This is a genomic window from Pedobacter foliorum, from assembly GCF_013266735.1.
In the GTDB taxonomy this organism is placed as follows: Bacteria; Bacteroidota; Bacteroidia; order Sphingobacteriales; family Sphingobacteriaceae; genus Pedobacter; species Pedobacter foliorum.
The window spans coordinates 296,759-308,919 of the sequence record NZ_JABSNU010000004.1; the positions used below are offsets into that span (position 1 = coordinate 296,759).

Sequence of the window (12,161 nt, forward strand, 5' to 3'; positions counted from 1 at the left end):
TTTACGTTTTAAATCTTATAAATAGTTTTTTCTATTCTGAAAATTCGAAGGTTTCCATAAACTTCGTGGTAAAATTACCAGCTCTAAAGTTAGGATCTTTCATCAATTTTAAGTGAAAAGGTATCGTAGTTTTTACACCTTCAATAACAAATTCACTTAAAGCACGCTCCATAGTACTAATTGCCTCTTCACGTGTTTGTGCAACACAGATTAATTTAGCAATCATAGAGTCGTAGTTAGAAGGAATTTGATAACCAGCATAAACGTGAGTATCAACCCTAACACCATGACCTCCAGGAGAGTGGAAATTAGTTATTTTACCAGGACAAGGTCTGAAGTTGTTAAAAGGATCTTCAGCATTAATCCTGCATTCAATAGCATGCATATCAGGCATATAGTTTTTACCTGAAATAGGAACTCCAGAAGCTACTTTAATTTGTTCTTTGATCAAATCGTAGTTAATTACTTCTTCTGTTACCGGATGCTCAACCTGAATACGGGTATTCATTTCCATGAAATAGAAATTGCGGTGTTTGTCTACCAAAAATTCTATAGTACCAGCACCTTCATATTGTACGGCAATCGCACCTTTGATAGCAGCTTCACCCATTTTCTCTCTTAACTCAGGAGTCATGAAAGGAGATGGAGCCTCTTCAACAAGTTTTTGGTGACGACGTTGGATTGAACAATCACGCTCAGATAAGTGACAAGCCTTACCATATTGATCACCAATAATCTGGATCTCGATATGACGTGGATCTTCAATGTATTTTTCTAAATATAATCCGTCGTTGCCAAAGGCAGCACCAGATTCTTGTCTTGCACTATCCCAAGCATTTTCGAACTCTTCATCTTTCCATACCACACGCATCCCGCGACCACCACCACCGGCAGTTGCTTTTAGGATAACAGGGTAGCCCATTTCGTTGGCAATTACTATACCTTCTTTAACGCTTTCAAGTAAACCTTCAGATCCGGGAATAGTAGGAACACCAGCTTTTTTCATTGTCTCTTTAGCCGACGCTTTGTCGCCCATTGAGTTGATTTGCTCAGGTGTTGCACCAATAAATTTAATCCCGTAATCACGGCAAACTGAAGAGAATTTAGCATTCTCCGATAGAAATCCATAACCTGGGTGAATTGCATCTGCGTTAGTTAATTCAGCAGCAGATATAATGTTAGGAATGCTCAGGTAAGAATCTTTACTTGGTGGCGGCCCAATACAAACAGCTTCATCAGCAAAGCGTACGTGTAAGCTTTCTCTGTCAGCAGTAGAGTAAACGGCTACCGTTTTAATGCCCATTTCTTTACAGGTACGAATAATTCGCAAAGCGATTTCGCCCCTGTTGGCAATTAATATTTTCTTAAACATATATTTTTCCTTTTCGTCATCCTGAATTTTCAGGAGTAGTATTTATTGATTTTTTGTCTTCAAGAATGCTACGCACTTTATCTCAATACCTTTAGCAGGTACTAAAACTCAGTATGACGGATTAAATTGGTTCTACTAAAAACAACGGTTGATCGTATTCTACTGGTGATGCATTATCAACAAGTACTTTTACGATTCTTCCAGAAACTTCACTTTCTATTTCATTGAATAATTTCATTGCTTCAATAATACAGATCACTTTACCAGTAGAAACCTCGTCACCAACGTTTACGAACAACGGTTTATCAGGACTTGATGAACGATAAAACGTTCCAATCATTGGAGATTTTATAGTGATGTATTTTGAAGTATCCTCAGCTGCAGGTGCAGATGCTGCCGGAGCTGCCGCCGCTTGTGGAGCTGCAGCTACAGGGATTGCAGACGTAACAACTGGAGCTGGAACAGTAGCATGAACAACTGTTGGGGTCTGATTTGTTTTAATAGTTATCTTGAAGTCTTCTTGCTCAATAGCGACTTCATTTACGCCCGAACGAGAAACAAATTTAATAAGTTCCTGAATTTGTTTGATATCCATTTTTTGGTGTTATTTTAAGAAAACAATGTGTTTTAGAATTAACTAAGTTATGATTAATTATTATAATAATCATTATGAGCCGCATTCAAAAAATCAATAAACGTGACTCATAACGACTTAACAATCTATAAGTTGTATTCTGGTTAAAAAAATTAATATGCCCATTTTAAATAAACTGAACCCCATGTAAAACCACCGCCAAAAGCAGCAAGTATAATGTTGTCCCCTTTTTTCAATTGGCTTTCCCATTCCCATAAACATAATGGGATGGTACCATTTGTAGTATTACCGTAGCGCTGAATATTAATCATCACCTTTTCAGAACCAACACCCATTCTCGAAGCCGTAGCATCAATAATGCGTTTATTAGCCTGATGAGGCACTAACCAGGTTACATCTTCTGATGTAAGGTTATTACGATCCATGATTTCAGCAGCAACATCTGCCATATTAGTTACAGCAAATTTAAATACTGCCTGACCTTCCTGATAAACAGAATGTTCATTGTTGTCAATTGTTTCGTGTGATGCTGGTCTTGCAGAACCACCAGCTTTCTGGTGTAAAAATTGTCTGCCGGAACCATCACTTCTAAGGATAGAGTCCATAACTCCGAAACCTTCTTCATTTGGTTCTAAAAGTACAGCGCCACAGCCGTCACCAAAAATAATACAAGTAGTGCGGTCCTGATAGTTAATGATGGAAGACATTTTATCGCCTCCTACTACCAATACTTTTTTGTGCTTACCAGATTCAATGAATTGAGCTCCGGTTGAAACACCATAAATGAAACCGGAGCAAGCAGCCTGAAGGTCGTAACCCCATGCATTTTTTGCTCCAATTTTGTCTGCCAAAATATTAGCAGAGGCAGGGAAAGGTAAATCCGGTGTAGTTGTACAGAAGATGATCAATTCAATCTCCTCAGCACTAATTCCACGTTTTTTAAGTAATCCATTAACGGCATGAACTGCCATATCTGAAGTACCTAAACCTTCACCTTTTAGTATTCTGCGCTCTTTTATGCCTGTTCTGGATGTAATCCATTCATCCGTAGTGTCTACAATCGATTCTAGCTCTTTGTTTGTAAGCACGTATTCGGGAACGTAGCCATTAACAGCCGTAATCGCAGCATGAATTTTACTCATTTTTTGATATTAATTATTAAATGCGGCCTGTATTTTGCCTACCAAGCCTGTAGTAATCATGTCTCTCGACTGTAATATCATATTTTTTACAGCCGTTGGACTAGAAATTCCGTGTCCTATAACAACCGGAGCATTTACTCCAAGAACCGGGCTTCCGCCGTAGTTCTCGTAATTAAAGCGGTCAAAGAATTCATCTTTTAAACCTCTTTTTAAAGTTAACACATAGAAAGATTCTGCAAGTTTAAGCATTACATTTCCAGTAAAGCCATCACAAACAACAACATCGGCCTTATCGTTAAATAAGTCGCGTCCTTCTACGTTACCTATGAAGTTAAACAAATTGGTATCTTTCATCAAAGGGAAAGTTGCTAAACTCAGCATATTTCCTTTTTCATCTTCTTCACCAATGTTCATCAAGGCTACTTTTGGGTTATTAATACCCATTACATTTTCTGCGTACAAGCTTCCAAGTACACCAAATTGTAATAAAGTATCCGGCTTGCAATCAGCGTTCGCACCTACATCCACCATTAAACCTACTCCACCGCTGAGCTTGGGTAAAAACGTAGAAAGACATGGTCTGATGATTCCGGGAATAGTTTTTACACTAAAAACGGCACCAACAAGCATGGCTCCCGAATTACCTGCACTAGCAAATGAATCAAGTTTACCTTCTTTAAGTAATTGAAAACCTATAGAAATACTGGAATTAGGCTTCTGAACGATAGCCTTAGTGGGATGTTCACCCATACCTATTACCTCCTCGGTATGAACGTATTCAAAGAGACTCGGATCAAATCCGTTTTCGGAGAGTAAAGGTTTTATCTGCTGCGTATCTCCAATAAGCACTATTTGCTCACCTGGAGATAACAATGGATGGGCAGCTATTGCTCCTAAAACATTTGCTTTAGGAGCATAGTCTCCGCCCATTATATCGAGACCTATTTTCATAGTAAAAAATCAGTTTGTGTATAAGGTAAAATCACCCTTGTTTCCAGTCCCTAAGTTAAACTTTCAAAGACTTAAAACACAAACTATTTTTCAGAAAATTAACCTATTGAGGTGTTTTCAATAACTAATTTACCGTTGTAGTACAAGTTACCATCAACGTTGTAAGCGCGGTGAGGTGTGTGGATTGCGCCAGTTGTTTGACAAGTAGCTAAAGAAGGAGCTTCTGCTTTATAGTGTGTTCTTCTTTTATCTCTTCTACTTTTAGAAATCTTGCGTTTTGGATGTGCCATTGCTGATTTATTTAATTATTATTTTAATTTTTTTAATGCTGCCCAACGTGGGTCATCATCTTGTTGTTCTTCTTCTTCGTTTTGTGTTCCGACAGAAAGACTTTCCAATCTTGCTATCATTTCCTGGTCGCATTTCTGGCCATCGCCGTTCTGCTCGCAGATTTTTATATAAGGGACAGATACAGTGATAAATTCATAAAGAACCTCAGATATATCTAATTCACTTTCTTTTTTATTCAGAACAATGATCTCCAGATCATCACTCTCTAACTCATCTTCAGCAAATTTTACAATCTGCCTTTCTTGTATATTTATTGGTGCTGCAAATTCGGCTAAACATTTGTCGCAGTCTAAAATTATAGTTCCCTCAATATGGATCTGTAAAATTAGCATTGTTTCCTGTTTGTCTAATTCAACACTAGCTTTTAAATCACCTTTTTTTACTAAAGAGTATTCAAAAGCATCAAAAAAGCTGTTATCAATCTCAAAGTCAAACTGATGTTTGCCAATTTTTAAGCCTGTAAAGGGGATCGAAAATTGTTTTAATGGTTTCAATTGTAACAAAATTTTAGCCCGCAAATGTAAGAATTAATTTGACATTTCTAAAATGTTATTGAAAAATAAAATCCTCTTAATTTGCGTCATCTTTCATATCTGCAGCAGTTTCTATAATTTTTCCACCACTGCGTAGTTGATTTTTTAATAATTCTTCCTGTTCTCTTCTGTTTTTTACAATATGAGTTGCGGCAAAAACAGCTTCGATAAATGAAGTCGGATCAGCAAGATTCTTTCCTGCAATATCATATCCTGTTCCATGGTCAGGGGAGGTGCGTACAATTTTTAAACCTGCACTATAATTAACCCCTGTACTGAAAGCAATTGTTTTAAACGGAATCAAGCCCTGGTCATGGTACATTGCCAATACAGCGTCAAACTGTTTGTAACCACCATTGCCAAAAAAACCGTCTGCAGGATATGGCCCAAAACAAATCACTCCTTTATCAAAAGCCTCCTGAATTGCAGGTGAAATAATATCTGCTTCTTCTTTTCCTAACAAACCATTGTCGCCTGCATGTGGATTAAGCCCAAGAACTGCAATTTTTGGTTTTTCTACCCAGAAATCCTTTTTCAGGCTCTCATTCATCATCACCAATTTCTTTACAATCTTGTCTTTGGTAATGCTGCTCGATACTTCAGTAATAGGAATATGTCCTGTTACAACACCAACACGAATGTCTTCGCTTATTAAAAACATCAGCACATCATCACTGCCGCTGCGTTCTTGCAGGTATTCTGTATGGCCCGGAAAATTAAAAGTATCCGATTGTATATTGTGTTTGTTTATTGGAGCAGTTACCAATGCATCAATGTTTCCATTAATCAGGTCATCAGTTGCTTTTTCTAAAGATAACAAGGCATATTTACCGCCTGTTTCATTAGAAACTCCTAAATCTATCTTTACATCTTCTTCCCAGCAATTAATCAGGTTAGCTTTTTTTGGATTAGCCGCATCAGCACTAGTGATCACGTTGAAAACAAAATCACTTAATCCTAATGCTTTGCGATGATAAGACGCAACTTTAGTATGGCCGTAAACAATAGGCGTACAATAATCAAGGATACGATTTTCGGACAAGGTTTTAAGAATAACCTCTAATCCTATCCCGTTTACATCACCTATACTTATACCGATTTTAATTTTGTTGCTCATATCCAAATAGAAAATTTAGCGCAAATTACAGAATTTCACCTTAATGTTAGTCCGATACTAGTAAAACTTTACTTATTTTGCAGCTTTTAATAGATCAGGATATGAGTTTGGTAAAGGCAAAAAAACATTTAGGGCAACATTTTTTAACAGATAAAAAGATTGCGGCAAAAATAGTAAATGGCCTTATTCATACAGATAAGTACAAGCAGGTACTTGAGGTGGGGCCGGGAATGGGAATCTTATCAGATATCTTATTAGAACGAACAGATTTGGAAACTTTCCTTATTGATATAGATGTAGAGTCGTATCATTTTCTGAAAGAAAAGTACCCTCAGCTAGGTGATAGGCTAATAAATGGAGATTTCCTGGCATTAAATCTTTCAGAGATTTTTCCTGCTAAGTATGCCATCATCGGGAATTTCCCTTACAACATTTCTTCTCAGATCTTGTTCAAGATTCTTGAAAACAGAGAACATGTAGTTGAAATGGTGGGGATGTTTCAAAAGGAGGTTGCGGAGCGTTGTGCTTCTAAAGAAGGTACTAAAGATTACGGTATTTTAAGTGTGTTGATTCAGGCTTATTACGATATTGAATACTTGTTTACTGTTAAACCGGGTACATTTAATCCACCTCCAAAAGTAAATTCAGGAGTAATCAGACTTAGCCGAAATAATGTAGAAACACTGCCGTGTGATGAAAAGCTTTTTTGGCGAACCGTAAAAGCAGGCTTTAATCAACGTAGAAAAACCTTGCGTAATGCACTTTCAGGTGTTGTGCCTAAAGATAAAATGGATGATCATCCGTTTTTTGATAAGCGTGCCGAGCAGTTGTCTGTTGCAAGTTTTATAGAGCTTACACAGCACTTGGCTTTTCTTACTAAATAAACTGACTCCGCATAAATAGAATTCTAATAATGACCAAAGGGAAAATATTAATAGTTGACGATTTGCATCCGGCATTTAAAGAAAGTGCCACCGCAATAGGATACGAAGTAAATGATCAGCCGTTAATTACAAGAGCTGAAACACTTGCTATAATTGCTGAATACGACGGAATAGCTGTTCGTACAAAGTTTTTAATTGATAAAGAACTTTTAAGTGCCGCAACTAAGCTAAAGTTTGTGGCAAGAGCAGGTGCAGGCTTAGATAATATAGACGAGGCTTTTGCAAAAGAAAGAAATATCCAACTGCTAAATGCTCCAGAAGGGAACATGGATGCCGTAGGAGAGCACGCTACCGGTCTGTTGCTATCGCTAATGAACAACTTCCGCAAAGCAGATGTTGAAGTGCGAAATGGCGTTTGGGATAGAGAGGGTGGTCGCGGATATGAATTAAAAGGTAAAACCGTAGGTATAATAGGCTATGGCTTTATGGGCAAAAGCTTTGCAAAGAAAATGGCAGGTTTTGATGTTAACGTAATTGCGTACGACAAATATAAAACAGGCTTTACGGATGCTTACGCCAAAGAAGTGAGTATGGAAGAGATTGTAAAGCAAAGCGATGTGCTAAGCTTGCACGTTCCGCTAACAAAAGAAACCAGACAAATGGTTGATGAAGAGTATTTGCTTCATTTCCGCAAACCTATATTTTTCATCAATACCGCCAGAGGTGAGGTGGTAAATACCAAAGCAGTTTTAAATGCTATTAAAGCAAATAAAATACTTGGAGCAGGATTGGATGTACTCGAAGTAGAGAAATTCCCTGCTTTAGGAACTCAGGACTGGTATCAGGAGCTAGTTAAATCCGACAAAGTGATACTAACCCCACACGTTGGCGGTTGGACTTTCGATTCTTACCGTAAAATATCCGAAGTGCTTGCCGAGAAGCTAAGCAGCTTATAATTTTTGTATCCAAACATTGTCAGCAGGGCTGGCATCCATAAAAATGCCTCCGTCTAATGAAATCGATTGAACGGGGGCATTTACATTTACCTCAAAAAAAGTCTCCTTACGGTTGTTTTTCCAAGCTATGGGAGTTTGGTGTAATCGCTGTTGCTTGCCATCTATAAAAGTTATTTTTATATCAAATGGCACAGCAAACCCTCCTGTGTTTTTTACAGAAACGGTATAGTTTTTACCTTTTACGGTAACCTTTGCAATAGAAAGATCTATGTAGTTATTGCTGAAAAACCAGCTGTTCCAAAACCAGTTTAAGTTTTGCTTTGTAGCATCATTAATGGAATAAAAGAAATCCCACGGAATAGGATGTTTGCCGTTCCAACGATCCATGTAGGTGCGTAATGCCTTTCCGAACATTTCATCACCAAGCATATCTTTAAGTGCTAAGTAGGCTAATGAGGGCTTGCCATAGGCATTATTCCCATAGCCGGCATCAGATACCTGTGTAGACATGGAAATAATCGGTTGATCTTCTTCTGTTGAAGGATCAGATATCCATTTTTTAACTCGAAACTTTTTATAATTCTCGGCGGCTTTTTCTTTACCCAACTGTTGTTGGCCTATTAAATATTCTAGCGTTGTGGCCCAACCTTCATCCATAAAAGCATAGCGCGTTTCATTGGTGCCCATGTAAAAGGGGAAATAAGTATGAGCAACTTCATGATTCAGTACAAATTGAGAAAACTCAAGATCAGGAGTGCTAGAGTCATTAATCATCATTGGATATTCCATGTCGGCAAACCCTTGAAAAGCCGTCATCTTTGAAAAAGGGTAGGGCACTCCCGGTAAATTGTTCGAAAACCAATCTAAAGCCAGTCGACCCCATTCAACAGCATGAGGAAAATCATTGGCAGCTTCATTATATGCAGCCTGAACGCTAGCCCTTCTATTCGTTTTTTTATCAACCACCACACTTGCCGCATCCCACACATAAGAACTGCTTAGCGAAAAAGTAACATCACTTATATTCTTGACTTCAAACTTCCAGATATTACCATCCTTTTGTTTGGTTACAGAGCCCTTTTTCATCTCTTCGGCAGTAGCAATGTGAATTACCTCGTCGGAAGTGTAAGATTTTTTAAGTCTTGATGCATATTCAGGTTCCAGTACTTCATCTGGGTTTAAAAAATCGCCGGTTGCCCAAACCACATAATTCTTAGGAGCTTTAACCGCCAATTTATAGTCGTTAAAGTCATTGTAAAACTCAGTTCTATCGGTATGAGGTATCATGTCCCAGCCATTGTAATCATCGTACACCGAAATCCTTGGGTAAGCGTAAGCAACAAAAAGAGAGGTGTTGTCTATTTGACCTTCGCGACCACTTAATTTTGATAAAGGATAGCTCCATTCTATTTCAAAGGATGCCGACTGGCCTGGGAGTAATGCATCTTTAAGTGCAACACTTGCAACAGTACCCCAGCCTGAGCTGTTCACTTCAAGAGTTTTGCCATTTATGGCAAATGATTTTATTTTTAATCCTGATGATAAATAATCGGCTACAACATAGCCTGCTCGCGGTGCCTCAGGTTTGTGAATGTTATTTACAAATCTTATTGCTGCCGATTTTAGCGTATCGGGACTATTATTGGTGTAAGTAATTGTTTCCTTTCCGGTAACTATCTTGTTTTTTTCGTCTACCGATACCTGAATGTCGTACTTTCCGTGGTTTTGCCAGTAATTTTTACCTGGATTGCCATCATATGAACGGGTTCCTTTGTCGTAAGCATTCTTTATATTTCGTGGTGTATATAATTCTTGCCCACTAACTGTAAATGAAGTGATTAAGAAAAGGAATAGTACTTTTAAAGTGTTCATTTTATACTAGTTAACTTATTGGAAATATAAAAATAGCCTTATTTTATTCATAACTGCATCATTTTAGGTCAATAATTTGTTTTTGTGGTATTACCCCATTATCTTCGTTTTAATTGAAGCAAGACTATGTAGGTTAGAACCCCATGTAGTCTTGTTTGTTTTTTAGAGTAATTAACAAAATAAACGAGCTATGACAGAGGTAACATATTATACCCAAGATGGTTTAGATAGACTAAAGGAAGAAGTACACTATTTAAAGACTACCGGAAGGCAGTTAATATCTAAAGCAATAGCTGAAGCAAGAGATAAAGGTGACCTTTCTGAGAACGCGGAATATGATGCAGCAAAAGAAGCACAAGGATTACATGAAGCCAAAATATCTAAGCTTCAGGCAACACTTGCAACAGCTAGACTAATTGATGAATCGAAACTAGATACTTCTAAAGTACTGGCATTATCAATCGTAAAGATCAAAAATCTTAAAAACGGAGCAACCATGAGTTATCAATTGGTGGCCGAGTCTGAAGCAGATTTAAAAACAGGAAAGATCTCTGTAAAATCTCCTATCGCACAAGGCTTGCTAGGTAAATCTGTTGGTGATAAAACTGAAATTCAGGTTCCTGCAGGTAAGATCGAATTCGAAATACTGGAAATCACAAGATAAAATCCAAAAACATGTCAAGCATATTTTCAAAAATCGTTAATGGTGATATTCCGGCGCATATAGTTGCAGAAACCAGCGAATTCCTTGCCTTTTTAGATGTAAGTCCATTAGTAATGGGGCATGTTCTGGTTATCCCTAAAAAGGAAATCGATTACATCTTTGATATGGATGACGAAAGTTATTTCGGATTAACTTTATTTGCCAAAATAGTAGCTAAAGGATTAAAAGAGGCCTTCCCTTGCAAAAAGGTAGGTGTCGCGGTAATCGGACTTGAAGTACCCCATGTACATATTCATTTAATCCCGATGAATGCCGTAAACGATATGAATTTTAGTAAGGAAAAGCTGAAACCTACAAACGAGGAGTTAGCAGAAGCCGCAGCTAAAATTAAAGCCGCACTAACCCGCGACTAAAAACATTATTTTATAATACCTGAAAGGCAGCGTCTAGAAACGCTGCCTTTTTTTGTTGATGTAGTTGTTGATGTTTTTGGTAGTGTATTTGGCGGATATCGTCATCCCTAATTTGTCGTCATCGCGAAGTTCATCATCCTGACGGGGGGAGCGTAATCAAATAGGGAATACAATATCACCTGATCTATCCTAAACCATTTATTTCAACGTCTCGTTTTACCTCAACTTCTCATTGTTTTTATGTCTTTCTGAATCGCGGATGTTCTTTTTAACCAAATTCTTCTCTAATGCCTCTGTTAAATCAATGCCCGTCTGATTGGCCAGACAAATCAATACAAAAAGCACATCGGCCATTTCATCACCCAGATCAACCGCTTCGTCGCTTTTCTTAAACGACTGCTCGCCGTATTTTCTCGACATGATTCTGGCTACTTCGCCAACTTCTTCCATTAAAATGGCAGTATTTGTTAATTCATTAAAATATCTGATGCCTGTAGTGTTTATCCATTGGTCTACAGTTTTCTGTGCTTCTTCTATTGTCATTATCGTTTTGTCTTTTTATGCCCTACTCTTAGGTGAATTAATATCAAATCAGGGATTTTTAAGAGTTGATTTTAGTTACCAATTCAAATATAGGTTTTTTCATTTTTCGGTGGGGGCCATCGTCATTAATACTGTTAATGTGAAAAAGATTAATAGCAGTCTAGAATTGATTTGGATGCCGGCTTAAGTTAGTCTACAGTGACTAAAGATTCAATCCACGGTGAGCCCACCTTTTTTCTAGCAAAACGTGGACTCACCGTGGACTGACTCTAGCCAAAACCCAAGTAAATTTAAGATGTGTTACAGGAAAAGTTACTCCTTGTTTTTGGTGTCGATGGTAATGGTGACCGGGCCGTCGTTTACCAGACTTATTTTCATGTCCGCACCGAATATTCCAGTTTGAATTTCCTTATTTAGTAAGGAAGATAACTGTTTAATCATTGTTTCATATAGAGGGATTGCCTTATCAGGTCTTGCAGCTCTTGTAAAGCCAGGTCTGTTGCCTTTTTTGGTAGATGCAAATAGCGTAAATTGGCTAATCAGCAAAATATTTCCGTCAATATCAGCAAGTGCTTTATTCATCAGTCCGTCGGCATCTCCAAAAACACGCATATTGACTATTTTTTGCGCCAACCATTCTAAATCTTCTTGTGTGTCAGCATCTTCAATGCCTAACAAAACCAGGAAACCATCGTTAATAGTGCCTGTTGTTTTGCCGTCTACCTTACAGTTTGCTTCGGTAACTCTTTGGATAACAGCTCTCATAAA

The 12,161-nt window shown here is 37.8% G+C and carries 14 protein-coding genes; 4 read left to right on the forward strand and 10 right to left on the reverse strand.

The features are described from left to right. Nucleotides 1-31: 31 nt before the first annotated feature. From accC to pdxA, 7 genes are all read right to left on the reverse strand, one after another. Nucleotides 32-1,372 (reverse strand): acetyl-CoA carboxylase biotin carboxylase subunit, encoded by a 1,341-nt coding sequence (gene accC, locus HQN83_RS11075; protein WP_173090403.1) that lies wholly within the window; start codon nt 1,370-1,372, stop codon nt 32-34. Between the two features lie 121 nt (nt 1,373-1,493). Continuing rightward, nucleotides 1,494-1,967 carry an acetyl-CoA carboxylase biotin carboxyl carrier protein gene (gene accB / locus HQN83_RS11080; protein ID WP_173090404.1) on the reverse strand — a complete coding sequence of 158 codons (474 nt, stop codon included), beginning with the start codon at nt 1,965-1,967 and terminating at the stop codon, nt 1,494-1,496. A gap of 152 nt (nt 1,968-2,119) precedes the next feature. Next, a complete protein-coding gene (locus tag HQN83_RS11085; RefSeq protein ID WP_173090405.1) occupies nt 2,120-3,109 on the reverse strand; it encodes a beta-ketoacyl-ACP synthase III in 990 nt (329 codons plus the stop codon). Between the two features lie 9 nt (nt 3,110-3,118). Further along, nucleotides 3,119-4,060: a phosphate acyltransferase PlsX gene (gene plsX / locus HQN83_RS11090; RefSeq protein ID WP_173090406.1), complete on the reverse strand. Its 942-nt coding sequence runs from the start codon at nt 4,058-4,060 to the stop codon at nt 3,119-3,121. A 98-nt stretch (nt 4,061-4,158) separates the two neighbouring features. Further along, nucleotides 4,159-4,350, reverse strand: a complete 192-nt coding sequence (rpmF, locus tag HQN83_RS11095) for a 50S ribosomal protein L32 (RefSeq protein WP_048903635.1) — start codon at nt 4,348-4,350, stop codon at nt 4,159-4,161. Nucleotides 4,351-4,368: 18 nt separating this feature from the next. After that, nucleotides 4,369-4,905: a YceD family protein gene (locus HQN83_RS11100; RefSeq protein ID WP_173090407.1), complete on the reverse strand. Its 537-nt coding sequence runs from the start codon at nt 4,903-4,905 to the stop codon at nt 4,369-4,371. Nucleotides 4,906-4,981: 76 nt separating this feature from the next. Further along, nucleotides 4,982-6,061, reverse strand: a complete 1,080-nt coding sequence (gene pdxA / locus HQN83_RS11105; RefSeq protein WP_173090408.1) for a 4-hydroxythreonine-4-phosphate dehydrogenase PdxA — start codon at nt 6,059-6,061, stop codon at nt 4,982-4,984. 101 nt (nt 6,062-6,162) lie between these two features. Here pdxA and rsmA point away from each other — a divergent pair, with 101 nt between their 5' ends. Then, nucleotides 6,163-6,945, forward strand: coding sequence for a 16S rRNA (adenine(1518)-N(6)/adenine(1519)-N(6))-dimethyltransferase RsmA (gene rsmA / locus HQN83_RS11110; RefSeq protein ID WP_108206248.1), 783 nt, complete (start codon nt 6,163-6,165; stop codon nt 6,943-6,945). A gap of 29 nt (nt 6,946-6,974) precedes the next feature. Then, entirely contained in the window at nt 6,975-7,901 is a 927-nt protein-coding gene (locus HQN83_RS11115; RefSeq protein ID WP_173090409.1) for a 2-hydroxyacid dehydrogenase, read from the forward strand. Here HQN83_RS11115 and HQN83_RS11120 read toward each other — a convergent pair. Next, on the reverse strand, nt 7,896-9,773 hold the full coding sequence (locus tag HQN83_RS11120) for a M1 family metallopeptidase (protein WP_173090410.1): 1,878 nt from the start codon (nt 9,771-9,773) through the stop codon (nt 7,896-7,898). The two genes, HQN83_RS11115 and HQN83_RS11120, sit on opposite strands and share 6 nt — an antisense overlap. Nucleotides 9,774-9,963: 190 nt before the next feature. On the opposite strand from HQN83_RS11120, the gene greA reads away from it, so the two are divergent. Together greA and HQN83_RS11130 are read left to right on the forward strand one after the other, a co-directional pair. After that, on the forward strand, nt 9,964-10,437 hold the full coding sequence (gene greA, locus HQN83_RS11125; RefSeq protein WP_173090411.1) for a transcription elongation factor GreA: 474 nt from the start codon (nt 9,964-9,966) through the stop codon (nt 10,435-10,437). A gap of 11 nt (nt 10,438-10,448) precedes the next feature. Beyond that, nucleotides 10,449-10,850 (forward strand): HIT family protein, encoded by a 402-nt coding sequence (locus HQN83_RS11130; RefSeq protein WP_173090412.1) that lies wholly within the window; start codon nt 10,449-10,451, stop codon nt 10,848-10,850. 216 nt (nt 10,851-11,066) lie between these two features. On the opposite strand, the gene HQN83_RS11135 is transcribed toward HQN83_RS11130, so the two are convergent. Next, nucleotides 11,067-11,393: a nucleotide pyrophosphohydrolase gene (locus HQN83_RS11135; RefSeq protein ID WP_173090413.1), complete on the reverse strand. Its 327-nt coding sequence runs from the start codon at nt 11,391-11,393 to the stop codon at nt 11,067-11,069. A 312-nt stretch (nt 11,394-11,705) separates the two neighbouring features. Further along, nucleotides 11,706-12,158, reverse strand: coding sequence for a D-aminoacyl-tRNA deacylase (dtd, locus tag HQN83_RS11140; RefSeq protein ID WP_173090414.1), 453 nt, complete (start codon nt 12,156-12,158; stop codon nt 11,706-11,708). Nucleotides 12,159-12,161 lie beyond the last annotated feature (3 nt).